The following is a 25,403-nucleotide window of genomic DNA, read 5'->3' as shown; positions in this document are numbered from 1 at the left end:
AGTTTGCAAAAACAGGAAAAAAAGATATGATGTATGATGGAACAAGCTTGGATAAAGGGGGTCATATGATGAAACGTGCCCGAATTATATATAACCCGACCTCTGGACGAGAACTCATTCGCAAGGTTCTCCCGGACATATTACAGAGATTCGAACAGTCCGGCTATGAAACCTCCGCGCATGCCACAACGTGTGCCGGCGATGCCGCTGAGGCCGCCCGTTATGCCGTCGAGCAGGAGTTCGACGTCGTTGTAGCCGCAGGAGGCGACGGAACCATTAATGAAGTGATCAACGGACTTGCCGAACAGGACCATAAACCGAAGCTCGGCGTCATTCCAGTCGGGACTACCAACGATTTTGCCCGTGCCTTGCACATCCCAAGAAACATCCATAAAGCCGTCGATATCATCCTTGAGGATTATACCCACCCTCTTGATATCGGACGCGTGAATGATCAGTACTTCATGAACATATCCGGTGGGGGAAAGATCACCGAAGTTTCCTATGAAGTACCAAGTAAACTGAAGACGATGATCGGTCAGCTTGCCTATTACTTGAAAGGCATCGAAATGCTGCCATCCATCCGTCCGACCCGTGTAGAAATCGAGTATGACGGCAAATGGTATGAAGGAGAAATCATGCTGTTTCTCGTCAGTAACACGAACTCCGTCGGCGGACTTGAGAAACTGGCTCCGTCCGCACGTATGGATGACGGCCTGTTCGATCTGATGATCATCGAAAAAATGAACGTCGCCGAGTTTGCCCGTCTGGCCACGCTCGCGATTCAGGGAAATCACCTGAACCATCCGAAGTTCATCCACACCACGGCCAGCCGTGTGAAAGTGAAGACGGATGAAAAGATGCAGCTGAATATTGACGGGGAATTCGGTGGATTATTGCCCGGGGAATTTGTCAATTTATACAGGCATCTGGAGTTTTTTGTACCGGAAGATAAGTTCAAGGAAGAAGAATAAGGGGGAGCGCTGCTGTTGGAACAGTGGCGTTCTTTTCTTTTGTTTGTAAGTGCTCGTGAGGGAATTGTTTGAGGTAGAAGTCCGCAGGCCTCCACAAGCTGCTCGAGGTCATAAGTCCACCGGCTCTGAAAAGGAAGAACGCTTTTCAGTTCCGCTGTTCTTATGCTTGTCGCAGCTGTCGGGGCGACTCCGCACATAAAGATATCCGGCTGCGTCGCCCAGCTGCTCGAGGTCATAAGTCCACCGATTGTGAAAAGGAAGATCACTTTTCATAATCGGCGTTCTTATGCTTGTCGCAGCTATCAGGGCGACTTCGCACTTAGGGATATGATAAACTACGGTTAGAGTATATAGATAAAGGACGGATGAATGATGGCGAAGGTGAAGCCGCCTGTACAGAAGAATGAGACGATACAAGTGACGTTTGAGGATTTGACGCATGAAGGCAATGGGGTAGGGAAAGTTGATGGCTATCCGCTTTTCGTACCGTATGGCCTTCCCGGCGAGACGGCTGATGTGAAGGTCGTGAAAGTGAAAAAGAACTTCGGCTTCGGTAAACTCTTGAAGGTGAGCGAGGAAAGTGAACACCGTGTCGAGCCGCCGTGTGACGTATTCTATCAATGCGGAGGCTGCCAGCTTCAGCATATGAGCTACCAGATGCAGCTCGATATGAAGCAGAAGCAGGTCAAAGACAACATGAAGAAAATCGGGCATCTGGAACACGTGCCTGTCCACCCGACGATGGGGATGGAAGATCCGTGGCGCTACCGCAATAAAGTACAGATCCCGGTCGGACAGAAGGAAGACGGTGAATTGATGACCGGATTCTATCAAAAGCGCAGCCACAACATCATTGATATGGATACGTGTCTAATCCAGGACGAAGTGAACGACCGCATGGTGGAAACCGTCCGCCGTATCGCATCCAAGCACGGCCTGGATGCCTATGACGAACAGACCCACCGAGGTGTGCTCCGTCACATCATGGTCCGCACAGGGAAGAATACGAATGACATTATGATCGTCATCGTAACGAAAACGAAAAAACTGCCTCATAAAGATGAAATGATCAGTGAGATCCGCGATGCATTTCCAACTGTGAAGTCCATCGTTCATAACGTGAACAGCGCGAGAACGAATGTCATTTTAGGAAAAGAAACGAACGTCCTTTGGGGCGATGAGTACATTTACGATACGATCGGTGACATCAAATTCATGATCTCACCAAAATCGTTCTATCAGGTCAATCCGACTCAGACGAAAACGTTGTATGATAAAGCGTTGGAATATGCGGATCTACGAGGCGGCGAAACCGTCATTGACGCTTACTGCGGCATCGGAACCATCTCTCTTTTCTTAGCTCAGAAAGCGAAAAAAGTGTATGGCGTTGAAATCGTACCGGAAGCCGTCACTGATGCGAAAAAGAATGCGCGTCTTAACAAGATGGACAATGCCGACTTCTTCGTCGGTGAAGCAGAAAAACTGATGCCATGGTGGCGTAACCAAGGGCTACGTCCAGATGTGATCGTTGTCGACCCTCCGCGTAAAGGCTGTGACGAAGAGCTGTTGAAAGCGATGCTTGATATGGAACCGGAGCGTATTGTTTATGTCTCCTGTAATCCATCGACGCTTGCGAGAGATCTTAAGGTGCTGGAAGATGGCGGCTATGAGACGAAGGAAGTTCAGCCGGTGGATATGTTCCCGCAGACGAGCCACGTGGAGTGTGTAACATGGTTGGAGAAGAAAGAAAAGTAAGACTCCAGGACTTCTGAAGTAATGAAACGACGTTCAACCAAAACGAGAAAATTTATAGTCTTCATCAAAGCTGATGACTTTCGTACCCGGTCCGCATTATTGTACAGTGTGAACGGTGCTGACAATCAGACATTGAAAAAATCGTGTCTGAAAAATTCAGTAGAGCGAATGAGAGTCTGTGATTAAGGGTATAGATATAGGAAACCTCTGCCTGAATCATGGCATAATCGAAATCGAAACTACACTCAATTAGGAAGGGGAATTCCAATGGCTGATGAAAACCTAAGTAAAGGCCTTGTTGATGCTGCCTTTAATAAGAAAGAAGCAGAAGAAGCAGAGAAAATAAAAGAAGAAAATAAAGCAAACGACGGGGATATCATTACTTTCAAAAGAGACGGCCAGCAGCTGGAAGCTGTCGTTACTTCTACGAATCCGGCAAACTCCGTTGTCTGCGATCTTACCATCATGGAAGATTTCCACGAGCGCAATTTTGACTTCGAAAAGACCGTTGTTGCTCATAAGAACTACACCATTAAAAAACGCAGCAAAAAGTAAGTCCGGCCTCTGCTGTATACGGATAAGAAGCACCGCACTCGACAAGTGTGGTGCTTTTTTATACGCGGAGAAGTCCTGGAAACGCTTGAATCCCATGGTCATTAGACAGCTTCAACACATAGGAATGAAAATGAATGCTTGATATGTGTTTTGAACTATCCATACCTCAGCAAAATGGTGTACTCTTTATAGGTAGAGTAAACTTCAGAGGTGAGAGAAATGAAAAAGATAACAGCTTTGTGGCTGATAATTTTAACAGGGGCGCTGCTTACAGCCTGCTCCGGAACTTCAGAACCGCCGGACGGTTTTATGACGATGAATAAAGAAGTGACGGAGATGGCGAAAGGCACGTATGAATGGACCAAAGAGGGGGTGTTTTCGGACAGCCAAGTGACAGCGGATGCCGGAACACCTTACGACATTGCTGACAATGTTGAAGCGGCACCGTCAGGCGGTGACAAGACTGCAGTGATCACATTCAGCAGTGGAAAAACACCGGAACTCTCCGCTTTTATCTGGGATGATGAAGGAAGGCAGGAGGAGCTTCCGATTGAAAATGAACAGGTGACTCTTCCGGATTCAGAAGGCCGGTATACGATTGAAGTTTTCGCTGAATGGGAGAATGGAACCGGTTCGTACACGCTTCCTGTGATGATCCAATAGAGTATGAAACCTGATTCCCCTTCTAATCGTATAGATAAGGAACAAAGCGAAAGTGGGTGGAAGGATATGAGTGGAGGCGTGTTTCTGCTGATCATTCTGAGTTTGCTCGGTCTGCCTATTTTATGGGGAATGATCCGGGATAAATTCGGAGGGAATACCAACCGATTTTACGGCGATGAATTGAATAAGCATCAAAAAAGAGGAAGAGAAAAGGTCTATGAAGAGAATACGAGGCATACAGGACCAAGAGACAACCCGCCCATGGGAGGGGATGGAAACCCCTGATGAAATAATGTCCACTTCTCTACAGCCTGCATTGATGAATGAGAAACATAGAACGTATAAACAAGAAATCACTTGTTTGAAATCTCTTGGCTGAGAATTCATCCTTATGTAAAAATAAAACCCGTCCGCGCTTTAAGGCGTAGACGGGTTTTATTTGATTTACTCGCTTTTTACCTCTGTTTTCAGCTTAGTTAAAGGCTGTGGAGGGCATGATTTCTGTGTGAGCCGTGAAACGATGATGATCGTCAGCAGGCCGCCTACCATTGCAAGCGTACGGAATGGGAAAAGGACCACGCCGTCTTCAATCATCGGATAGGGAAGAAATGCCGGCAATCCGAGTGCGGGTTCTCCTCCGCCGAAACGCAGAATGAAAGAAACCGTCAGTCCTGCAACGGCTCCATATGTATTTGCTTTTTTATCGAACAACGCAGTTGTCAACTGAGGGAAAAGCATACAGTAGACGAGATCGGCACATAAATACCAAAGTGTGTAGACACTGTCGATATTTAAAGCGACGATGGTTGCGGCTAGTCCGATGATGATGATGGATAAACGGATGGTGCCTTTAATATCCTTACCTGTCGCTTTCGGCTTGATGAGTGGACGGTAGATGTTCCAGGCTGCCATGGATGATGCGGATAGGATGGAAGAGTCCATCGATGACATGACGGCTGCGGCTACAGCACCCAGGGCGATGATCGCAATCCCGTAGGGCGACATATAGTTGATGACGTAAGCGAGAATTTCGGAAGCGGAACCGGGTCCTTCGATTCCATAGCTCGCCCAATCGGCAGAGAAGCCTGCGACACCGATCATAACAGCGGGTACGGCTAGTACGATACACAGGATACCTGCTGCGATGGACAGCCACATCGCTGTCTTTTCATTTTTTGATGAAAGCACACGCTGGAAATATACCTGCCACGGAATACCTCCGAAGATAAGCAGTAAGGCATAATCCCACCAGTTCCAGTAATAATTTCCCCAGTCCGGATGGTTCCAGCCATCAAGAGGAGGAAGAAGGTTCGCAAACCCGGCCATTCCATCTTTGTAAGCTCCCCATGCTTGTCCGACACCGCCTGCTTCAGAAAGGGCGAACGGAACGACGAGGAACAACCCGATGAGGATCATGATGATCTGGGCTACGTCTGTAAGAGCGACGGACCACATACCTCCGACAAAGGTGTAAGCGACGGCGATAATCGCGGAAATGATGATCGATGTATTGAAGTCGAGTCCGAGAATCAGACCGAATGTTGTTCCGAGTGCAACGAGGATGGCGGCACTCCAGAATAGTTCCCCGAGCAGGGCTGGTAAGTATAGAACACCTGCCACCTTCTTACCGAAGCGAACCTCCAGCGGATCGAGCATTGTCGTGAATTCGTGCCTTCTCATCTTACGGGCATAGAAAATCCCGCCTATGATTAAACTGAGGCCGTATCCCCAAGGGGCCTGCGCCCATACGATTCCTGAGGCAAACGTCGTTTCGGCTGTTCCGGCGATATATCCGCCGCCGACCCATGTCGCAGTCATCGTGAACATAGCGACCCATAACGGCATGGAACGACCGGCGACCATCATATCCTTGGCGCTGTCGGATTTTTTTCCAGCGGTGATGACACCTATATAGAAGATGATGGCATATGAGAGAAACATGAAGGCCAACGCTCCCCAGTTCACATCTTTACCTGCAATTCCTACATAAATGGCGACGATGGCAAGTAAGCCTAAGAAGCCTAATAATCCTGAATTACCATATTTCTGTTCCTGTTTTGTGACTGTCTGCTGCACCGAATCACTCCTTTTACATATTGGTTGTATCGAACTGTTCGAAAGGTGAACAGTTCTTTTTTCGATGTAAAACTTTCTATGGAACCGGTTCCTGTTAATTGTTTTAAAACGTTTAATAATTATTAAACATACCTGCACCTATTTACACTAACGTAGAATGAAAGTTTGTCAACAGTTCGATTCGGTATATTTTGGAGATCATTTCGTCGATGGAAGGGATAATCATAAGTAATAAAGAAAGGTGAAAATCTTTTTCTTCATCTGTGTTTTTTATATGATTTTAAAAATCGCATCTATAGGTTTACAAGGTTCCTATTTTACGTTACGATCAAATTGTTCATTTCGTTTAAAAAAAATTAAATAAAATAAATAAATTAAAAACAAGGAGGTTTCACGTTGAAATACATGTACATTAATGGAGCGTGGGTCAACGCAGCGTCTGAAAAGGTGAGAGATATCATCAATCCCTTCAATCAGGAAGTCATTGCCCAAGTGGCGGAAGGGGATGCTGAGGACGCGAAGCTTGCGATCGCGGCTGCGAGAGAAGCATTCGACAATGGGGAGTGGAGTGATACTCCGGGAGCCGAGCGCGGCCAAAAAGTCTTTCGTATCGCAGAACTGATTGAACGGGATAAAGAAGAACTTGCTGAACTCGAAACGCTGGATACTGGTAAAACATTAGAAGAAAGCCGTGCGGATATGGAAGACATTGCCGGTGTGTTCCGGTACTTCGCAGGCCTGGCAGATAAGGATGGCGGAGAAGTCATCGAATCCCCGATTCCCGACAGTCAAAGCAAAGTCGTCCGCGAACCGGTGGGTGTCTGCGGGCAGATTACTCCATGGAATTATCCGCTTCTACAAGCGGCGTGGAAAATCGCACCGGCATTGGCGGCAGGCAATACCATCGTATTGAAGCCTAGTGAAATTACTCCGCTCACAACTTTGAAAGTAACAGAACTGATGGAAGAAACCGGCTTCCCGAAAGGTGTCGTCAACCTCGTGATGGGACCGGGGGCAACGGTAGGGAACGAGCTTGCAGAAAGCCACGACGTTGATTTGATTTCTTTCACTGGAGGCATTGAAACCGGAAAGAGAATTATACAGACCGCGAGTGGCAATGTGAAGAACATCGCGCTTGAACTTGGTGGCAAGAACCCGAATATTGTCTTTGCAGACGCTGATTTCGAAACAGCCGTCGATCAGGCACTGAACGCGGTCTTTTTCCACGCCGGACAGGTGTGTTCTGCCGGAGCGAGATTAATCCTGGAAAATTCCATCCATGATCGGTTTGTAGAGGAGCTGAAGAAGCGGGCGGAGCGTATTAAGCTGGGGAACGGTTTTGATGAAGATACTCAATCCGGACCTCTCATCTCAGCGGAACACCGCGAAAAGGTCGAAAATTATGTGGAAATCGGGAAGGAAGAAGGCGCAAAACTGCTTGTCGGAGGCGCACGGCCGGAGAATCCTGAACTTCAGGACGGTTTTTTCTACCTGCCGACGATTTTCACAGAGTGCACGACAGATATGAGGATCGTGCAGGAGGAAGTATTTGGCCCTGTATTGACGATCGAACGTTTCCAAACGGAAGAGGAATCCGTGAAGCTTGCGAATGATTCCATTTATGGGCTGGCTGGTGCTGTGTTTACACAGGATATCGACAAAGCCGAACGTATAGCAGGTAAGCTGCGCATGGGAACGGTATGGATCAATGACTTCCACCCGTATTTCGCACAAGCGCCCTGGGGTGGATATAAACAATCCGGAATCGGCCGTGAACTTGGTAAACCGGGACTTGAAGAATATACAGAAACAAAACATATTTTCCGTAACGTGAATCCTGAACCGATCCATTGGTTTAAGGCTTGATTTAAATACATGACAACAATGTTAAGGAGGCTGTTATCATGAAAGAATCTTATGATATTGTCATCATCGGTGCCGGAAGTGCAGGTTCGGTCCTCGCAGACCGACTGACTGAAGATGGAAAGAAAGATGTCCTTGTACTTGAAGCGGGACGAAGTGATTATGCTTGGGATCTACTTGTTCAGATGCCGGCAGCCCTGCCATTTCCGGCAGGTAAATCCCTGTATGACTGGAAATATGAATCTGACCCTGAGCCTTATATGAAAGGACGGCGTATCAAGCATGCCCGTGGTAAAATGCTCGGAGGATCAAGCTCGATCAATGGCATGATTTATCAACGCGGGAATCCGAAGGACTATGAGCGCTGGGGAGCGGACGATGGGATGGAAGAGTGGGATTTCTCCCACTGCCTGCCTTACTTCAAACGTTTGGAGAACGCCCTCGGCTCGGATAAAAACGATCCATACCGCGGTCATAATGGTCCGGTGAAATTGGAGCGCGGTCCTGCAACGAATCCGCTTTTCCAAGCCTTTTTCAATGCAGCTGCCGAAGCCGGTCATGCCCGGACGCCGGATGTTAACGGTTTTCGTCAGGAAGGTTTCGGACCTTTTGACAAGCACGTCTATAAAGGGCGGCGCATGTCTGCATCCCGTGCGTATCTGCACCCGGCAATGAAGCGGAAAAATCTTACCGTGAAAACCAGAGCTTTCGTTCAGCACATAGATATCCATAATGGGAAAGCGCGAGGCCTGACGTTCAAACGAAATGGTAAAGAGCACTACGTAAGGGCTGGGGAGGTCATCCTTTCGGGCGGTGCGATCAATACGCCGCAGATGCTTCAGCTTTCCGGCGTCGGTGATCAAGAACACCTACGCTCTGTAGGAGTGACTCCGAAAGTGCATCTTCCAGGAGTTGGAGAGAATCTTCAGGACCACCTTGAAGTGTATATCCAGCATGAGAGTCTGCAGCCAGTTTCTGAGCAGCCGAACTTGAACAAGCTGAAGATGCCATGGATCGGTTTGCAGTGGATCATGGGGCGTAAAGGTCCTGCTGCGACGAACCACTTTGAAGGCGGCGGTTTCGCCCGTTCCAATGATGACGTCGATTATCCGAACCTGATGTATCATTTCCTTCCGGTAGCTGTGCGCTATGATGGGGAAAAAGCGCCGGTCAAACACGGCTTCCAGGTTCACATCGGACCTATGTATTCAGATGCTCGTGGTTCATTGAAGATCCGCTCCAATGATCCGAAAGCTCATCCGAGCATGGTTTACAACTACCTTTCAACGGAACAGGACAAACGTGAATGGATCGAGGCTGTCCGTGTGACTCGTGAAATCATGTCCCAGCCGGCAATGAAGCCATTCAACGGAGGAGAAATTTCTCCGGGGCCGGCGGCTCAGACTGAAGAAGAAATTCTTGACTGGGTGGCAGAAGATGCGGAAACGGCTCTGCATCCAAGCTGCACAGCGAAAATGGGACCAAAATCCGATCCGATGGCCGTCGTTGATCCGAAGAGTATGAAAGTTCATGGCCTTGATAACCTGCGTGTCGTCGATGCATCCGCTATGCCTTATGTCACCAACGGGAACATCCACGCACCTGTCCTGATGCTTGCCGAAAAGGCGGCAGATATTATCCGAGGCAGAAAACCGCTTGAAGCTGAGCATATGGACTATTACCAGCATGGTGTCCATCCAGCAGATGCGGGATCGATTAAAGGCTGAGTTGCGGCTTGAATAAACTGCCATATGAAGGCAGGGGCTTGTATAGCCCCTGCTTTCGATTTATATTATAGAAAGAGCGTATTAATGAAATTGAATGATTTAAACGTTTAAAAGGTAATGAAGAAAGTGGAGGCGGTTCTTTGAAAAGAAACCTGGAGGCACGAATTGAGGAAGCAGAGAGCGCTGTTGTCAATTCGATCGCTGAAACAATGGACCTGTATGGCATCACTCCGTCAACGGGAAGGTTATTTGCGAGAATGTATTTTAAACATGAGCCGATGACGCTTGATGATATGAAGGACGACCTTGGGATGAGTAAGCCGAGTATGAGTATTGCCGTCCGGAACCTTCAGGAGGTCAGCATCATCCATAAAGTTTGGCGGAAAGGGTCCCGCAAGGATTCCTTTATGGCGGAGAAGAATTTCTTTAAATATTTCTCCCGCTTTTTCGGAAGCAAGTGGGAACGTGAGGCCAAGCTTAACTTGTCGGCCATTGACTATGCAGGGGAGATTCTTCAGCAGGTCATGGAAGATGAGGAGGCGGACGAAGCGACGGTAGAACGAGCAAGGATCAATTATGAGCAGCTTGAGGATTACCGCAAGTACTGCAAGTGGTTGGAGCGTCTGTCTGATTCTATCGATTCCGGTGAGATATTCGACTTCCTGCCTGTTGAGGAACCGGATGCAGATAGTAAGTGATTGACTGTGGCTGACTCTTTCTTCTTTACCACTGTGAAAGCGGGGAGTCGGACGCATGCAAAGGATATCGAAATAACCAAAGCAGGATAGGAAAAGCTCCCTTCATCGATCAAGGGAGCTTTTCTTATTGGAGCCATTATTTATTAAGTTTTACGTCTACTTCAATTTCTTCTCCGATATTTTCAAAATTCTCGTTCTGAGCTGCACTGTAATACAGCGTAATCGACTCCACATCTTCAGCTTTTGAATTCTTCAGGATGTAGAAGGAAGTGCCTTCTTTGTTCACTTGACCTAAATATTCGCCATCGATATGATCACTCATAAGCATGTCAGGCTCTAGCTGCTCTCCCGTATTCGTAGTCATTACAGCCTGGGAAGCATAAAAGGAAATATGATCCTCAGAAGAATTGCTTGTTTTCATATCGACTTGGATGTATTCGATTTCTTCCTTATCCATAAGAGCTGCGGCTTCACCTTTTAAGGTGCCGGAGACTCCATTGACCTTTTCAATAGTAAGGCTAATAGGGCCGCTTTCAAATGTTCCGACATCATCAGTGCGGCTGACCATCGTTTGTTCACCTGCTTCAGAAGTGACTGTATCCCCAACCTTGGCATCCTTATTTTCGTTTTCTTCTGCCGTCATGGTTTCAGGAGCATCTGTCTCTTTGCTTTCAGTATCCGTACCTTGTTCTGTTCCTTCTGTACTTGAAGCATCATCAGCGGTGGTATCTGATCCTGAACTTTCTTCTGTACCACAGGCGCTCAAAGCCATCAAGAAGACACTGACAAACAGGATGAAGAGTGAACGTTTCATAAGTTTCCCCCTTAAAAGTAGTGGAGCCTGATACAGGCAACGCGGACATCTTACTAGTAATTTTATATTTTCTTCCATATAAGTCAATGATTTGTTGGTGGAATTGTATCAGTGAATCATCTGGACAGACAAAAAAGCCGCTATTCTATCGTATAGATGAGAATAGCGGCTTTACATTTAATTATGATGTTTTACGTTCTTTTTCCTCAACGGGTACAGCGGCACTTTGTTCAGCAATCAGCCCCTGCTCCCTCGCCATCTGTTTCGCTACTTTCGGTGCGAGCCAGACAGGTGGCAGTAACAGCAGTGAAACGGGTACAGCAGTGACAACGATGAAGTTCTGCAGCGTTTGGATACTGCTTTCCCCAATACCGAGGAGCGCTGCGGCGATGCCTCCGAACAACAGAGCCCAGAACACGCGCAGGACACGTGGCGGGTGGGTATCGCCTGTAAGTGTGACGGCGACGGAATAAGACATCGAGTCAGCGGTTGTCGCCACGAAAATGATCGTGACAATCAAGAAGCCTGCAGCCATGACCATTCCGAATGGTACTTGCTCCATAATCGCCATAACAGCGGCAGGCATGCCTGTTTCATTGAGAGCGGTTGAAACGGCTCCTGGTGATTCCAGTTCGTAAAACAGACCGGAACCTCCGACAACGGCAAACCAGAAGTTACTTACGATCGGAGCGAGGATCGCTACGGCAAGGATCAGCTGGCGAATGGTACGGCCTCTGGAAATACGGCTGATGAACATCGCCATTGCAGGTCCGAAACCGAGGAACCAGCCCCAGAAGAAGACCGTCCAATAACCGAGCCAGCCGCTATCTCCGCGGTAAAGACTCATTCGCAGGAAGTTCTGGATTTGGAAAGCTTCGGCGGCGACGAATGAATCGATGATGAACATCGTCGGCCCGAGAATAAGCATGCCGATCATTAGAACGACAGCGAATCCTACGTTGAGACGGCTGAGCAGTTGAATCCCTTTATCTACACCGGAAGCCGCTGAAACGGCAGCGATCGTCACAAGAAAAATAATGACAATGGACTGCGTAAACAGGGTGTCCGGGATATTGAATAAATAGTTGAGCGCATAACCGACTTGTAAGCCTAAGAAGCCGATCGGTCCAATGGTTCCAGCGGCAACAGCAATGACAGAAACGATGTCAGCAGCTGCTCCGACAACACTTTTCTTGTTGAAAATTTTCTCGCCGACCATCGGATACAAGATCGCACGTGGTTTTAGCGGGTACCCTTTATGGTAGTGCGCATACATCAGGACGATGGTAGCGATAGTTCCTAAACAAGCCCATGCGGTAAAGCCCCAGTGGAAAAAGCTCTGCGCTAAGCCGGGGACGACGGCTTGTGCTCTTGTCATTCCCTCATCAGCAAACAGTGGCGGGGTTGTTAAAAAGTGATAGATCGGTTCTCCGGCAGCCCAGAAGACTCCGCCACTGGCAAGCAGTGTACAAAGAATCATCGAGACCCAGCGGAACCATCCGTTTTCAGGCGTATCCTTTTTTCCTAATTTCACTTTTCCATATTTCGACAAGGCAAGCGCAACGCCCACTACGAAAGTAGCAAGCAGCAGCAGCTGCCAGAAGACACCAAAGAATGTAACAGAAAAGTCGAATGAGCTTGAGATCCATTCTCCCGTAAGGTCTTTGTTTAAAAGAGACATCAGTAAAAATAAGACGAGAAAGCCTCCGCTGATGCTGAATGTAATCCAGTCAATTCTTGTTTTCCTGTCCGTTTTTTCGTTCATTATTTTCCCCCTAGGTTTTTAACCTGTGATAGTTAATATATTGTGAAGACGTTGATGGATAATGGCTTTGTTCTTTAGACGTTCAGAAAACGAATGCTCCTCTGGTTATAAGACGTTTATTTCACATAGGGATTAATTATAGAGATGTTCGGACAACTCGTCAAAAAGGAAGGAAGGCAAAGATTGATAGGATGTTAAAGCTTTTAACAGCTGAGTGGATGTAGTTGAGGGAGAGCATAAAATCTATGAAGAAACAGAGGTCTCCTTTCGCTTTTAGTAGAAAAGTACCTTCGTTTATGTAAATCCACGACTTCTCACAGGAGAGTTGATCAGTACATATCAGACGATAGGAGAATTGAATAATAGATTGCCTTAATACTGTTTTCCGCTTCATGTATAATGATAGTTAACCAAAATAAGGAAAAATGATTGGTGTAGTTTTATTTGAAAACAAAACAAAGAGGTGAATCAATTGGATCACACGTTCATATCGTCAGACAATACGTGGGCGCTTTGGTCGTTTCTGACAGGATGGGCGGCCATCAGTATTTATTTGGAGCAAAAGTACAAATGGGCATCCAAAATTTCCGGAGCCATCATAGCTTTGATTGGAGCCATGGTCTTAGCTAATTTAAATGTCATTCCACTAGAGTCGAGTGTGTATGATGCGGTATGGAATTATGTCGTGCCGTTGGCGATACCGTTGCTATTGTTTCAGGCGAATATTAAGAAGGTTTGGCAGGAAAGTGGACGGATGCTGACGATATTCCTGTTAAGTTCCATCGGTACGGTCGCCGGTACCATTCTCTCGTTTATGCTTTTAAGAGATGTGATTCCCCATTTGGATAAAATTGGTGCCATGATGGCAGGTTCTTATACAGGTGGTGGCGTAAACTTTGCCGCCATGGCAGCAAAATTCGATACGCCCAGTGAACTTGTTTCGGCTACCGTGGTTGCAGATAATATGATGATGGCCACCTTCTTCTTTGTTTTGATGGCTATTCCGACATTTTCATTCTTCCGGGACACATTCAGAACCCCTCATATGGACGAGGTGGAATCGGGCGTTACCGGTGATGAAGGTGAAACGCAGGCCGCTTCTTTTTGGAAAGGAAAGGAAATATCCTTAAAAGATATTGCGATCAGCGTGGCGAGTGCATTCGCCCTTGTTACAGTATCCTTTAATCTCGCTGACTTTTTTGCGGGAGTCCTTCCTGGTGGGGAGGATGTAAGCATCATTTATCAGGTGCTGGGCGGTATCATTGGTGATCGTTATCTGATGCTTACGACACTGACAGTGCTGGTCGTTTCGTTGTTCCCCAGACAATTCGAAAGCATCAAAGGAACACAGGAACTTGGGACGTTCTTGATTTATTTATTCTTTGTCGTCATCGGGGTACCGGCTTCCATCGCTATCGTAGTCACAACATCACCATTGTTATTGGTATTTGTTTTAATCATCGTTCTAATGAATGTGATAGTCTCTCTGGTTTTGGGTAAACTATTTAAATTTAGTTTAGAAGAAACTCTTCTTGCAAGTAATGCAAATATGGGGGGTCCCACAACAGCTGCAGCCATGGCGATTGCCAAAGGCTGGCATAAACTGATCGTGCCGATTCTTCTTGTAGGTACGCTCGGGTACATCATTGGAAACTACATAGGCACGGGACTTGGGTTCTGGTTTCAAAATTTGATGTAATGTTAATAAGGTGGGGATAAAAAAACTCTCCTCCTGTAACAACAGCAGGTTCAGACAGGAAAAGGTGACCCTTGGCAGCATGGGTCACCTTTTCCTGTGTTATGGACTGAATTCATTTTTCAGCTTAGTCTTCTTCACGCCTTTTTTGTACTTGATGAAGCCATCAAGAATGTTCCATACAGCAAAAATGATAAAAATGGCGGCGATTCTCCAAGCCAGACCATCCGCGACTTGAGCGGAATTCCATTGGAAGAGGTCAGAGATATAGTTGATGAAGGCTGATTGGAAGAGTTTTTCATCCGTAATGATCCAAACGAAAATACCTGTAGACAGGAGTTCCTGTATCGTGTTGAACCAAACGACATCTTTGCTCCATTCTTTCTTCAACAGCTTATAAAGAGCTAAGGCTATTTCTAAACCAATCACAAGGACAATCCCGGGCCAATAGCTGAGCAGGACATCCTGGTTTAAAGCGGGTGTGATGTAGGTCAGTCCTTCTCCCTGGTTTTCATAGATCCCTAACAATTGGTCGGCATGGAAGTAGACAGTTGACCAAATTGCTGTCCAAATAATGGCCCCATACACTTCCCATTGAGGTATCGCACGTTTTTTCGGGGTGTGCGAGACTTTTTTCAGCTTTTCCGGTGTCCATGCTTTACGTGAAGACGTCGGTTCTTCGTCTTCGGTGCTGAAATCGACACGCTCAATCAGGGCGAATATGACCGTGATCCAGAAAAAGACCTGCATGCCTACCGAAAGGATCAGCCATAGACCATTACCAACAATGGAGAGGATCATCGCAATTAAGCTCGTTTCCTCAACATTCCCTATGATATTTTCAGCGAGTAGAGTGATCAATGAGACGGTAATCGCAATCGGCAGAATCAATTTGATGAGGGAGATATAAAGATCATAATAACGGGGACCGATCAGATGCATCGGCTTTTCACTATAGCCATGGGCAAGCTTTACAGGGTCGCCCAGTTCCTGAAGGACGTTTTTGACGTCATTTTCGGAAGGGTTCTCTGGAAGCATATCCTGGATGGTCGATTGGATCTCAAGCAGGATGTCCTCCCGGTTCTTTTCTGGAAGCCGGCGCTCAACTTCTTGTAAGTAGACCTCAATCCATTTCATTGTTCTCCTCCTCCAGTAGTTGGAACAATTCGTTTGTCGCTTTTTTCCATTCTTCCTTCAAGGTTTGAAAAATGTCTTCCCCGTAATCACTCAGTACATAATACTTCCGGGGGCGGGACTCTGACGTATCCCAGCTGCTCGTGACGAGATTTTTTTTTTCCAGCCGGCGCAGCAGAGGATAAAGCGTGCTCTGTTCGATGGTGATGCCCGATCCTTCTAATCGTTTCACGAGAGAGTATCCATATTGCGGCGTACGCAGCTGGCTCAAAACCGCTAACGTCAGATTTCCTCTTCGTTGTTCGGTCAGCAGCGAGTTCAATAGTTGACTCAAAATCTTCACTCCTCTGTATACTGTACGACAAACACTATCTACTCATAGTATATGTCATACAGTATTGGATGTGCAACTGTATTTTCATAACGAAGAATCCCATGAAAAAAACACCTTTCAGAAAAAGGTGCTTACGAATTCAAGATATTTCGAGCCGGACCTTGCTGATCCCGGTTTTGCTTGAAGGCGATGAACTCGTACTTAGACAAAGAGCGCTTCAGTCACGAAGCGCTCTTTGAGTAGTCGTCTGTGATAATTTCTTCCGGACATTCTCATTCAATGCGTCCATCTCTTCAATGAACTGTTCACTCGAAGCAATGATCCGCTCCGACGACTGCTCGGTCGTCTTCAGTGCTTCAAACACGTTATCGAAGGATTCTTGAAGAGCTTCCATACTGATGGCCGGATTCTCCATCATCTGTGTCGTCTCTTCTGCATTCTGCTTCAAATTCCTGGAGTTTGACAGCAGCATGTCTTCGGTCGCCTTATTCACACCGTTCACGGTATCGATCACTTTCCGCTGATTGCTCAAGGCGAGCTGGATGGAGGCGGAGACGGTAATGATATTTTTTGTCAGTGTCACGGCATTGCGGATGGATTCCTTCAGCTTTTCATTGTTTTTCTTAATGATATCAACAGAGGAAACACTTTGATGCAGCACACTCTTCATCTGCGTCATGTTTCTCGTACGCGTAATGATTTTCTCTTTGCCTTCGGTGATCAGGGCAAGGTCGTACTCACCCGTCGCTTCTTTTTCCTTCAACAGCTCAAACAGTTTTTTCCCGAGATAAATCTGCTTGTCCAGGTCATAAATACGCTTCTGGGCGTTTTCTTTGATGAGCTGCAGTTCGACGCTGTCTTCTTCAAGACGGTCTTTTCCTGCAAGCAGGCTGCGGACGACAGTATCGATTTTTGAGTCGACGGTTTCATACTTCTTCATGTAGCGGTCGATCGGTTTCTTTTTGCTTAGTTTATAAAAGAACCGCTGGACGCCGTTTCCTTCTGTACGCTTCGGATCAAGGTCCGATACGATTGTTTCAAGCTCCTGCAAAGACTGGGGGATGTCATTATTGCCCTTGGTCATAAGGTCGTTGACCGGACGCTTCAACGTTTCCATCGTTTCCCCGGCGACACGCTGTTCTTTTTCTCCGAGATCTCCGAGTTCCCTCATCACATCGGAGAGGGAGTCGTCCCTGGATGCATCGAATCTCCCGGCATAGGTTTCCGCTTCCTCATTCAATCGGTCGAGATCTTCTTTTTTAATCAGCGTCATAGCTTCCCGCAGGTCCTGATGGTTCAGTTCTGCTTCTTTGTCCCTATAGGTGGAATGGTTACTCATAGTCCTACCTCCTGTATGCGATTCGGTCTTCTCAAGAAAAACAATACAGCCGGCTGCTTAAAACGATCACTTCCTGGAGAGGAAGTTTTCATCTTCTTTGTTGTACTTGGAAGCGATAATCCCTTTGCTTCTGGCGAAGTTCTGCGCGTAGCTTTCTTCTTCTTTCCGTTCCAGCGTTTCGATGAACCGGCTCAAATCATACATCGTCTCTACCAGTTCATGCTTCCGGTTTTCCTTATTCTCATCAGACAATCGATGGAACGATGCGATGAAGTCAGGAACGTCTTTATCCATCATCGTCTCGAGCGCGTATTGGTCTTCGACGTCGAGTTCGTCCAGGCGTTTGAATTGGTTTGCTGTCCGTTCCTTTAAAGAAACCCACTCCTTCTGAAGATCGTGATGCTTTTCGAGAAATGGAAATTCCCACTCCTCGAATATGGGGTTCTCAAAATCTTCAAAGGTTGTAGTTTCTATGGATACGTCCATATCGTTGACGTACGTATTCAAATAGGTAAACAAAATCCCTGAAAAATCCCGTAATGTGTCTCCGAGCACTTTTTTCCTGCTGAACTCTTCCTTCAGGAACGTGGGGAAAAAATGTCTGCGTTCATCGTCCATTTCAAACCGGCCGATCAGCATTTTCGGCGGCTTGCCGTAATACTCGATCGTCCCTTTGAATGTATTGGAGGTTGGAAGCACGGCGGTAAAGAATATGCCGTTCCAAAATCCATCCAGAATATATCTTTTGTTCATTTCCGCCAGCTCTTTGATCTCCAGATCGAAATAGACCGGCCGTTTTTCTTTGATGACCTGTTTCATATCTCTCATCGTTTGAAAATCGATATAGCGCTGATATTCGGATGTATGCGGCATGAAGGCTCTTTCCAAATACTCCAGCGTAGAAGAGTAGAGGTTGTCCATGCATTGTCAGCCCCTTTTTTCATCTTTCCTAATTTCCGTGGCTTCAAGTTTATATATTACTTCAAGAATACCATATATCCGGGGGAATCTATGAATCTCTTACTATGAATATACGTAAGAACATGGGCGAATGTTTCATGTATTTATATCAACTTCCTATGTGGCCGCCTTGAAATGTAAAAACGGTACCTGAATCCGCTGGGGAAGGTACCGTTTTTAAAGGTTATTTTATATTTTTACGATGGATGTAATCAGAGACGACAAAAGCAAGGTCGTCATTTCCGTAAAGGGAGAGTACCTCAAGGATTGTTTCTGAATCAATGAGATCGGATTCCTTCTTCGGAACAGTCAGATCCAGTGCTTCGATCAACTCTTTATTCTTCTCCTGGTAGGGATAGGCTTCTGTATACATGGCGATGGGATCGAGGTCATGGTTGATGCACCACTGGGCAAAAACAAGGATCATCATTTTTTCGCCTTTTTGATAGTTACGGATCACTTCTTCTTCGCGGTTATATTCCACGGAGCATTCCTCCTTTGGGGGTAGGGAAGGGGGCTGTGTTTGGTATGCGTCTATTTTCTTCACCATACCATGAACAGAGGTGATGTGCCTATTTACACAGACCGATTTTCAATAAAAGAAAAGGAAATCCTTCCATTATGTTGAAATCGTTAACAAGCTCGTGAGGGTATCTGGTCATAAGAGCAGAAGGAAGGATGAGGGTATGCTGAATTTCATTGACGAGATGAAGTCACACCGTACGGATGCTGGAGTGTTTAACCCATGGAAGGATTACTCGGAACACCTTGATATCCACCCTGAAGCGCCATTGATAAGGGCCGAACATCTCACCAGGTATTTAGAACAGAGAAAAACAACAGCAGAGTATATCTTTGTAGCAGAAGCATTAGGGTATCAGGGTGGCCTTTTTTCAGGGATTCCAATGACATCGGAAAGAATCATTACTGGTACTCATCCTGACATAGGGCATCAGGGTGTTTTCAGAGGGAAAGCGGGGCAGCGAACGAGCCATCCAGAATCAGATTATCCAGGCTTCAGAAATTCTTGGAGAAAGAAGGGTTTTAGTGAGCCGACGGCTTCTATTGTATGGAAAACACTCCTTGAAAATAACATCGATGCTTACAAGGTTATTTTTTGGAATGTTTACCCTTTCCATCCTTATCAAGAAGAAAAAGGATTGCTCTCCAACCGGCCTCCAAGAGCGGATGAATTACGAACAGGCGTAGAGTATTTGAAATGCTTGTTAGACTACTGTCCACCCAATAGTAAGGTAGTTTGTATTGGGAAATATGCGAAAGAAAAGCTGAATCAGTATGGAATGAAACACGTTCCTATTCGTCATCCTTCCTATGGAGGTGCGCCGGAGTTTAAAGAAGGGTGTAGGAAGTTATTTGCCACTAGACCTTAAAGCCGCATGTTGATTAGAATGTGGGCAGGAGAAACGAACCTGTATGCCCCGGTAATTAAAGATATTCGGAATGTCTGCAGTAAGGAATCACGAAAGGATATTAATTTAGGAACGACATGACTGATCTAGGAGGACAAGAATGACTAAACCCATCTACGACCATTATTATGAAGAACCGCAATACTTCGGTGACCCCTACCCAGGACTCATCAAGTTCTTTGAGTCCTATGAACCGAAAGGACACGTGCTGGATTTAGGATGCGGGCAGGGGAGGGACGCTCTTTGTTTAGGAAGGTTAGGCTATACAGTGACAGGGGTGGACATATCAACAGTCGGCCTTGAGCAGATGAATCATTCCGCCCGTGATGAGCAGCTGGACGTCAAAGGGGTGGCAGGAGATCTTTATGCGTACCCGGTATCCCGCGACCACGACATTGTTCTGCTTGATTCCATCCTGCATTTTTATAAAAGGGACCTGGAAAAAGAAACAAAGCTGCTCCATCGTGTCGCATCCGAGTTACAGTACGGCGGCATCCTTGCCACTTTCATGATTCAGGGAGAGGAGAGGGAGGATCATCTGAAGCGCGTGCTGAATGAGATGGATTTCGACTGGGAAATCCTTTGTGATGATTATACAGACTATCCTGCCTTTCACGCCGCGTATCATATGTACATCGTGAAGAAAAAAGGGGAATGACCTTGAAAGAACAATCCCTGACATCTCTATCAGGGATTGTTTTTTATTATCCTCACTTATGGATTTGGATGAGAAGGGACGTGCTGTAACCTTTTTTCAATGGCCTGGATAATAATCCGATTGGTCTTCACCCGGGCAAAATGCTTATTTTCCCCTTCTACAATGTGCCACTGACATTCAGGAGGAGAAGTATAGTGGAACATATCTTCCACCGCTTCTTCATATATGTCCCATTTGGACCGGTTTCGCCAATCTTCGTCTGTGATTTTCCATTTTTTCAATGGGTCGGATTGTCGTTCTTGAAATCGTTTGAGCTGCTCTTCTTTTGATATGTGCATCCATATTTTAATCACTACATAGCGGTCTTGGGAAAGGAGTTGTTCAAATTGATTGATTTCATCGTACGCCCGTTTCCATTCCTGCCCTGAAGCAAAACCTTCGACCCGCTCCACCAGCACCCGTCCATACCACGAGCGGTCAAAGATGGCTATTTTCCCATAGGGAGGGAGCTTATTCCAGAACCTTTTGAGGTAATGGTGGCGTTTTTCATTTGTGGAAGGCGCACCGATGGCATGGACCTCGAAGCCGCGAGGGTCGAGTCCGCTCGTAATCCGCTTGATGGCGCCTCCTTTACCGGAAGCGTCCCAGCCTTCAAAAACGATGATCACTCCTAACTGCTGATCGTAAATGGGGCGCTGCAGCTGAAGTAACTTCAGCTGTGTTTCCTTCAGTTCCTTTTTGTACTGCTGTTTGTCTATGCTCAAGGATAAGTCTACAGAGTCCAGCATGGTTTTCTCTCCTTTGGAGTAATCGATAGATCATTCTTCCTTACCTATTCATCAAAAACCGTCTGAACTCCTTTTGTAAACGTTTGCAAAATAGACACAACTTCCCCCGTGCACACCCGCACAGGGTGCTATAATAAAAGTGTAAAGAAGATCAGTAACAAACATAAACAACTTAGGTGGCTCAACCATTACGTGTTCGTTTCCGAGCGGACAAAATCACAGCCGTGGAAAAAAAGTTCCTCCATTTACCGAGGAAAGGACATCGGGTCTGTGATCCAGCCGGCCGCAGAAGGATAACAGGGAAGGTTTCTTTATTAAGCTGGATGGTCAGCGGAATAAAGAAACATTGGCCGCTTCCATAACTGCTGCTTTCTCCTTTCTGGGCTGGAATAAAAACGGGACGTAACGGGATAAGGGAACGAATGCCTGGTAGAATTGTCCTTCGGGAAAGTCTTAAAAAATCAATCGAAATGTATAGAATCAAGGATGATTCTTACATGGTTGGGTCACCTAAGTTGTTTATATTTTTCCCCGGCGCTTTTTCGCGCCGGGGTTTCTTTTGGTAGATGGTAGAACGACTATTCCGATAGATGAGGTGAACCCCTGCCGTCCGGGAAGTGTAACTAATTGTGCGGACGGCTGTCCTGACTCAGGATGCATATAAAAAAACCCTGAAAGCAGCAGTGCCGCTTCCAGGGTTTTTGGGGTCGGGGTCGTTGATGATTAATGGTTACGCCTGGTTATAAGCCAGGTTTTTATTCTTTTTCAGGTCAAAACGATCGGCGTTCATGATTTTCACCCATGCGGATACAAAATCATGGACGAATTTCTCTTTGTTGTCTTCTGTCGCGTATACCTCTGCAATGGAACGAAGCACAGAGTTTGAACCGAAGACAAGATCTACACGGGAAGCAGTGCGGACAAGCTCGCCACTCTGGCGGTCACGGCCTTCGTAGCGGTTGTAATCGACCGGCTTCCACTCGATGCCCATATCAAGCAGGTTGACGAAGAAGTCGTTGGTCAACGATCCGACACGGTTCGTGAATACACCAAGATCCGTATCCTCATAGTTCGCTCCAAGCACACGCATACCGCCGATAAGAACGGTCATTTCAGGGGCCGTCAGTCCAAGGAGCTGGGCTTTGTCGACAAGCAGTTCTTCTGGGCTGAGTGTGTATTTTTTCTTCTCGTAGTTACGGAAACCGTCAGCCATCGGCTCTAATACATCAAAGCTTTCAGCGTCGGTTTGTTCTTCTGTGGCATCTCCGCGTCCAGGTGCGAATGGTACAGTGATGTGGACACCGGCATCCTTTGCTGCCTGTTCGATAGCAGCAGATCCACCAAGGACGATCAAGTCAGCCAGGCTGATTTCATAATCGATTTCCGACTGGATGCGCTCGTACACGTCAAGAGCTTTGGCCAGCTGCTGAGGCTCGTTGACTTCCCAGCTTTTCTGCGGTTCCAGACGGATGCGCGCTCCGTTGGCTCCACCACGATTGTCAGAGCCGCGGAATGTGCTTGCAGAAGCCCAGGCTGTTTTGACAAGCTCACTGATCGTCAGTTCTGAATCAAGAATGTGGGACTTGATGTCTTCAATATCTGCATCAGACAGGTCGTAGTTCCCTTCTGGTACAGGGTCCTGCCAGATCAAATCTTCTTCAGGGACTTCAGGTCCAAGATACCTTGCTTTTGGTCCCATATCACGGTGAAGAAGCTTGAACCAGGCACGGGCGAATGCATCGGCGAATTCGTCCGGATTTTCATGATAACGGCGGGAAATCTTCTCATAATCCGGATCCATGCGGAGGGCCATATCCGCGGTCGTCATGAAGGTTGGTACTTTCATGGATGCATCCTCAGCATCAGGCGCCATATGTTCTTCCTTCTGGTTGACAGGAGCCCATTGGTTGGCACCGGCAGGACTCTTGGATAGCTCCCACTCGTAGCCGAATAGAAGGTCGAAGAAGCCGTTATCCCATGTTGTCGGGTTTGCTGTCCATGCCCCTTCCACACCACTTGTAATTGTGTCGCGGCCTTTTCCGCTGCCGTTTGTGCTCTGCCAGCCAAGTCCCTGGTTTTCAATCGGTGCTGCTTCTGGATCCGGACCAACGTGGGCTTCGGCATCTCCAGCACCGTGGGCTTTACCGAAGGTGTGTCCACCGGCAATCAGCGCTACAGTTTCTTCATCATTCATTCCCATACGGCCGAATGTATCGCGGATATCACGGGCACTTCCAAGTGGATCCGGGTTGCCGTTCGGTCCTTCAGGGTTGACGTAAATCAAGCCCATTTGGACAGCAGCCAGTGGATTTTCAAGGTCGCGGTCACCGGAATAACGGTTGTCGGCCAGCCATTCTCTCTCTGTACCCCAGTAGACGTCCTCTTCGGGGTGATAGATGTCTTCACGGCCGGCTCCGAAGCCGAACGTTTTCAGACCCATGGATTCAAGAGCAACGTTACCTGTCATAACGAGCAGGTCGGCCCAGGAGAGTTTATTGCCGTACTTCTGTTTGATCGGCCAGAGGAGACGGCGGGCTTTATCTATGTTGGCATTATCCGGCCAGCTGTTCAATGGAGCGAAACGCTGGTTTCCTGTCGCGCCACCACCGCGTCCGTCACCTGTACGGTATGTTCCCGCAGCGTGCCAGGACATACGGATGAAAAGGGGACCGTAATGCCCGTAGTCCGCCGGCCACCAGTCCTGACTGTCCGTCATCAGGTCATGAAGGTCCTGCTTCAATTGATCATAGTCAATCTTGCTGAACTCTTCCTCATAATCAAAATCATCGCCCATCGGCGTTGTTTTCTTATCGTGCTGGTGAAGAATACTCAAGTTGAGCATATTCGGCCACCAGTCTTTATTGGTCGTTCCTACTTTTTGTGTGGTAATGGCTGTTTCTTCCTCTGTGCCACCATTCGTTTGACCAGTGAACGGGCATTGACCGCCCTGGCTTCCGTGAAGATCATCTTTATGCATATAACAATTCTCCCTTCAGAATTTATGTTATTTTATAACCCATCTCAGATTATAATTATAATAAAAAAGAACATAGATTGAAAGAGTGAACCCGTAAATATTTTGAAAGATTTATGAACAAACGTTCGTGTTCATGGAACAGAGGGAAGTGGCAGCGATCGACAAAAAGCGGTGTAATGCGGTTTTTTAGGTTTTTCAAGAAGTTTACTAGCTTTATTGTAACAAACTATCAGAAAATATAATATATTTTAAGTGGTTAAAATTCATACAGTAAATTTTCAAGTACAGCGCTTTCATTCTCAATGATATTTCTTTGTCCTTCGCCATAATGTGACAAATATCTCTGTTTCCATGTGCTACTATAGTAAAAAGCTGCCTGGAAAAAGACCATTCAACGGGGAGGGAGCGGGATGAAAAAATCGACACGCGCCTTATTTAATGAAGAAAAAGAAAGCCTGCACAGGGAAATTACCGAATATTCGATGGAACCGACCGTCATCCACTGCGATCATGAAATTCTTCACATCAATGAAGCGGCTTCCGAGTTCTTTGGACTGGCAAAAGACCAGATTGTCGGAGGAAATGTCTTAGATGTGTTTACAGAAGACTTCCGGTCTTTTATCCGAGGACGGATTAAGGATGGGGAAGAGAAGGGCAGAATCGGGGAATTGGTGGAAACAACCGTCTACCGGGGAGACGGCACGGTTGTGGAGGTAGAACTTTTCTGTCATCCAATTCAATATGAAGAAACCAAGGCGATTCAATCGATCTTTCGTGATATGACCACACAGAAAGAAGCGGAGCGTGAACTGATCAAAGTCATGACTCCTATCGTCCCGCTGAAGGAAGGAATCGCTGTTCTTCCTCTGATCGGCACGATGAATCAAACAAGGACGGAGCATATGATGCAGCAGCTCTGCACAGAAATCCCCCGTCACCGCCTCAACTACCTGATCATCGATGTGTCCGGATTGTATGATGTTGATGAACATGCCGGAAAACTACTCTATGAGCTGACAGGCGTTCTTAAGCTTCTCGGCATATCCCCCATTTGTACAGGAATCCGACCGGATATGGTGAGAAATACATTGAAGTTTCTCAATCAGGACGGGAGGGGGATGATTCCGACAATGGCATCGGTCAGTACGGCCCTCAAAAAAATAGCCTTTTAAATGATATAGAATGGGACGTAGGTTT

The 25,403-nt window shown here is 46.8% G+C and carries 22 protein-coding genes; 12 read left to right on the top strand and 10 right to left on the bottom strand.

What is annotated here, in order from left to right:
• Positions 1-68 precede the first annotated feature (68 nt).
• The 5 genes from ACXAJH_RS14055 to ACXAJH_RS14035 all read left to right on the top strand — a co-directional run bounded on the left by ACXAJH_RS14055 (position 69) and on the right by ACXAJH_RS14035 (position 4,232).
• Positions 69-974 (top strand): diacylglycerol kinase, encoded by a 906-nt coding sequence (locus tag ACXAJH_RS14055; RefSeq protein ID WP_474967412.1) that lies wholly within the window; start codon positions 69-71, stop codon positions 972-974.
• 372 nt (positions 975-1,346) lie between these two features.
• Positions 1,347-2,729, top strand: coding sequence for a 23S rRNA (uracil(1939)-C(5))-methyltransferase RlmD (gene rlmD, locus ACXAJH_RS14050; protein WP_474994304.1), 1,383 nt, complete (start codon positions 1,347-1,349; stop codon positions 2,727-2,729).
• 267 nt (positions 2,730-2,996) lie between these two features.
• Positions 2,997-3,284, top strand: coding sequence for a YkvS family protein (locus ACXAJH_RS14045; protein ID WP_474967424.1), 288 nt, complete (start codon positions 2,997-2,999; stop codon positions 3,282-3,284).
• Between the two features lie 219 nt (positions 3,285-3,503).
• Positions 3,504-3,947 (top strand): carbohydrate-binding protein, encoded by a 444-nt coding sequence (locus ACXAJH_RS14040; RefSeq protein ID WP_474972038.1) that lies wholly within the window; start codon positions 3,504-3,506, stop codon positions 3,945-3,947.
• A gap of 66 nt (positions 3,948-4,013) precedes the next feature.
• Positions 4,014-4,232: a hypothetical protein gene (locus ACXAJH_RS14035; protein WP_160841340.1), complete on the top strand. Its 219-nt coding sequence runs from the start codon at positions 4,014-4,016 to the stop codon at positions 4,230-4,232.
• A 159-nt stretch (positions 4,233-4,391) separates the two neighbouring features.
• On the opposite strand, the gene ACXAJH_RS14030 is transcribed toward ACXAJH_RS14035, so the two are convergent.
• Positions 4,392-6,023: a high affinity choline transporter 1 gene (locus ACXAJH_RS14030; RefSeq protein WP_474967426.1), complete on the bottom strand. Its 1,632-nt coding sequence runs from the start codon at positions 6,021-6,023 to the stop codon at positions 4,392-4,394.
• 405 nt (positions 6,024-6,428) lie between these two features.
• Between ACXAJH_RS14030 and betB the strand changes: the two genes are divergently transcribed.
• The 3 genes from betB (at position 6,429) to cudC (ending at position 10,311) form a co-directional block, all read left to right on the top strand.
• Positions 6,429-7,889, top strand: coding sequence for a betaine-aldehyde dehydrogenase (gene betB, locus ACXAJH_RS14025; RefSeq protein ID WP_474994475.1), 1,461 nt, complete (start codon positions 6,429-6,431; stop codon positions 7,887-7,889).
• A gap of 38 nt (positions 7,890-7,927) precedes the next feature.
• Positions 7,928-9,613 (top strand): choline dehydrogenase, encoded by a 1,686-nt coding sequence (betA, locus tag ACXAJH_RS14020; RefSeq protein WP_474967427.1) that lies wholly within the window; start codon positions 7,928-7,930, stop codon positions 9,611-9,613.
• A 140-nt stretch (positions 9,614-9,753) separates the two neighbouring features.
• Entirely contained in the window at positions 9,754-10,311 is a 558-nt protein-coding gene (gene cudC, locus ACXAJH_RS14015; RefSeq protein ID WP_160839581.1) for a choline uptake/conversion transcriptional regulator CudC, read from the top strand.
• A gap of 136 nt (positions 10,312-10,447) precedes the next feature.
• Here the strand turns inward: cudC and ACXAJH_RS14010 are convergent, their stop codons facing one another.
• Together ACXAJH_RS14010 and ACXAJH_RS14005 are read right to left on the bottom strand one after the other, a co-directional pair.
• Positions 10,448-11,125: a hypothetical protein gene (locus ACXAJH_RS14010; protein WP_474994302.1), complete on the bottom strand. Its 678-nt coding sequence runs from the start codon at positions 11,123-11,125 to the stop codon at positions 10,448-10,450.
• Positions 11,126-11,306: 181 nt separating this feature from the next.
• Entirely contained in the window at positions 11,307-12,890 is a 1,584-nt protein-coding gene (locus ACXAJH_RS14005) for a BCCT family transporter (protein WP_474972037.1), read from the bottom strand.
• A gap of 472 nt (positions 12,891-13,362) precedes the next feature.
• Between ACXAJH_RS14005 and ACXAJH_RS14000 the strand changes: the two genes are divergently transcribed.
• Positions 13,363-14,589 (top strand): DUF819 family protein, encoded by a 1,227-nt coding sequence (locus ACXAJH_RS14000; RefSeq protein ID WP_474994301.1) that lies wholly within the window; start codon positions 13,363-13,365, stop codon positions 14,587-14,589.
• A gap of 99 nt (positions 14,590-14,688) precedes the next feature.
• On the opposite strand, the gene ACXAJH_RS13995 is transcribed toward ACXAJH_RS14000, so the two are convergent.
• From ACXAJH_RS13995 to ACXAJH_RS13975, 5 genes are all read right to left on the bottom strand, one after another.
• Complete coding sequence (locus tag ACXAJH_RS13995; RefSeq protein ID WP_474994299.1) at positions 14,689-15,723, bottom strand: HAAS signaling domain-containing protein; 1,035 nt, start codon at positions 15,721-15,723, stop codon at positions 14,689-14,691.
• The gene (locus ACXAJH_RS13990; protein ID WP_474994297.1) at positions 15,710-16,054 is read right to left on the bottom strand and encodes a PadR family transcriptional regulator; all 345 of its coding nucleotides are present in this window, start codon (positions 16,052-16,054) and stop codon (positions 15,710-15,712) included. Before ACXAJH_RS13990 ends, ACXAJH_RS13995 begins: the two co-directional genes overlap by 14 nt.
• Positions 16,055-16,271: 217 nt before the next feature.
• A complete protein-coding gene (locus tag ACXAJH_RS13985) occupies positions 16,272-17,393 on the bottom strand; it encodes a toxic anion resistance protein (protein WP_224871159.1) in 1,122 nt (373 codons plus the stop codon).
• A gap of 66 nt (positions 17,394-17,459) precedes the next feature.
• Positions 17,460-18,314: a hypothetical protein gene (locus ACXAJH_RS13980; protein ID WP_474994295.1), complete on the bottom strand. Its 855-nt coding sequence runs from the start codon at positions 18,312-18,314 to the stop codon at positions 17,460-17,462.
• Positions 18,315-18,537: 223 nt separating this feature from the next.
• Positions 18,538-18,783 carry a hypothetical protein gene (locus tag ACXAJH_RS13975; RefSeq protein ID WP_474970345.1) on the bottom strand — a complete coding sequence of 82 codons (246 nt, stop codon included), beginning with the start codon at positions 18,781-18,783 and terminating at the stop codon, positions 18,538-18,540.
• A gap of 256 nt (positions 18,784-19,039) precedes the next feature.
• On the opposite strand from ACXAJH_RS13975, the gene ACXAJH_RS13970 reads away from it, so the two are divergent.
• Both ACXAJH_RS13970 and ACXAJH_RS13965 read left to right on the top strand, forming a co-directional pair.
• Positions 19,040-19,744: a uracil-DNA glycosylase gene (locus ACXAJH_RS13970; RefSeq protein WP_474994293.1), complete on the top strand. Its 705-nt coding sequence runs from the start codon at positions 19,040-19,042 to the stop codon at positions 19,742-19,744.
• Positions 19,745-19,883: 139 nt separating this feature from the next.
• A complete protein-coding gene (locus tag ACXAJH_RS13965) occupies positions 19,884-20,441 on the top strand; it encodes a class I SAM-dependent methyltransferase (RefSeq protein ID WP_474973560.1) in 558 nt (185 codons plus the stop codon).
• Between the two features lie 56 nt (positions 20,442-20,497).
• On the opposite strand, the gene ACXAJH_RS13960 is transcribed toward ACXAJH_RS13965, so the two are convergent.
• Positions 20,498-21,229: a polyphosphate kinase 2 family protein gene (locus ACXAJH_RS13960; RefSeq protein ID WP_474994291.1), complete on the bottom strand. Its 732-nt coding sequence runs from the start codon at positions 21,227-21,229 to the stop codon at positions 20,498-20,500.
• A 730-nt stretch (positions 21,230-21,959) separates the two neighbouring features.
• Entirely contained in the window at positions 21,960-24,206 is a 2,247-nt protein-coding gene (katG, locus tag ACXAJH_RS13955) for a catalase/peroxidase HPI (protein ID WP_474994290.1), read from the bottom strand.
• Between the two features lie 410 nt (positions 24,207-24,616).
• On the opposite strand from katG, the gene ACXAJH_RS13950 reads away from it, so the two are divergent.
• Complete coding sequence (locus ACXAJH_RS13950) at positions 24,617-25,378, top strand: PAS domain S-box protein (RefSeq protein ID WP_474967438.1); 762 nt, start codon at positions 24,617-24,619, stop codon at positions 25,376-25,378.
• Positions 25,379-25,403 lie beyond the last annotated feature (25 nt).

The sequence above is a fragment of the Halobacillus sp. ABD4_316 genome (assembly GCF_056161385.1).
Note: the sequence above shows the minus strand (reverse complement) of the source record. Positions and strands in the feature narration are given on the sequence as shown.

What these genes read in the sequence shown, in the direction of transcription:
- ACXAJH_RS14055 (WP_474967412.1), top strand. Translation starts at nt 69, where the DNA reads ATGAAACGTGCCCGAATTATATATAACCCGACCTCTGGACGAGAACTC.
- rlmD (WP_474994304.1), top strand. Translation starts at nt 1,347, where the DNA reads ATGGCGAAGGTGAAGCCGCCTGTACAGAAGAATGAGACGATACAAGTG.
- ACXAJH_RS14045 (WP_474967424.1), top strand. Translation starts at nt 2,997, where the DNA reads ATGGCTGATGAAAACCTAAGTAAAGGCCTTGTTGATGCTGCCTTTAAT.
- ACXAJH_RS14040 (WP_474972038.1), top strand. Translation starts at nt 3,504, where the DNA reads ATGAAAAAGATAACAGCTTTGTGGCTGATAATTTTAACAGGGGCGCTG.
- ACXAJH_RS14035 (WP_160841340.1), top strand. Translation starts at nt 4,014, where the DNA reads ATGAGTGGAGGCGTGTTTCTGCTGATCATTCTGAGTTTGCTCGGTCTG.
- betB (WP_474994475.1), top strand. Translation starts at nt 6,429, where the DNA reads ATGTACATTAATGGAGCGTGGGTCAACGCAGCGTCTGAAAAGGTGAGA.
- betA (WP_474967427.1), top strand. Translation starts at nt 7,928, where the DNA reads ATGAAAGAATCTTATGATATTGTCATCATCGGTGCCGGAAGTGCAGGT.
- ACXAJH_RS14010 (WP_474994302.1), bottom strand. Translation starts at nt 11,125, where the DNA reads ATGAAACGTTCACTCTTCATCCTGTTTGTCAGTGTCTTCTTGATGGCT.
- ACXAJH_RS14005 (WP_474972037.1), bottom strand. Translation starts at nt 12,890, where the DNA reads ATGAACGAAAAAACGGACAGGAAAACAAGAATTGACTGGATTACATTC.
- ACXAJH_RS13995 (WP_474994299.1), bottom strand. Translation starts at nt 15,723, where the DNA reads ATGAAATGGATTGAGGTCTACTTACAAGAAGTTGAGCGCCGGCTTCCA.
- ACXAJH_RS13985 (WP_224871159.1), bottom strand. Translation starts at nt 17,393, where the DNA reads ATGAGTAACCATTCCACCTATAGGGACAAAGAAGCAGAACTGAACCAT.
- ACXAJH_RS13980 (WP_474994295.1), bottom strand. Translation starts at nt 18,314, where the DNA reads ATGGACAACCTCTACTCTTCTACGCTGGAGTATTTGGAAAGAGCCTTC.
- ACXAJH_RS13975 (WP_474970345.1), bottom strand. Translation starts at nt 18,783, where the DNA reads ATGATGATCCTTGTTTTTGCCCAGTGGTGCATCAACCATGACCTCGAT.
- ACXAJH_RS13970 (WP_474994293.1), top strand. Translation starts at nt 19,040, where the DNA reads ATGCTGAATTTCATTGACGAGATGAAGTCACACCGTACGGATGCTGGA.
- ACXAJH_RS13965 (WP_474973560.1), top strand. Translation starts at nt 19,884, where the DNA reads ATGACTAAACCCATCTACGACCATTATTATGAAGAACCGCAATACTTC.
- ACXAJH_RS13960 (WP_474994291.1), bottom strand. Translation starts at nt 21,229, where the DNA reads ATGCTGGACTCTGTAGACTTATCCTTGAGCATAGACAAACAGCAGTAC.
- katG (WP_474994290.1), bottom strand. Translation starts at nt 24,206, where the DNA reads ATGCATAAAGATGATCTTCACGGAAGCCAGGGCGGTCAATGCCCGTTC.
- ACXAJH_RS13950 (WP_474967438.1), top strand. Translation starts at nt 24,617, where the DNA reads ATGAAAAAATCGACACGCGCCTTATTTAATGAAGAAAAAGAAAGCCTG.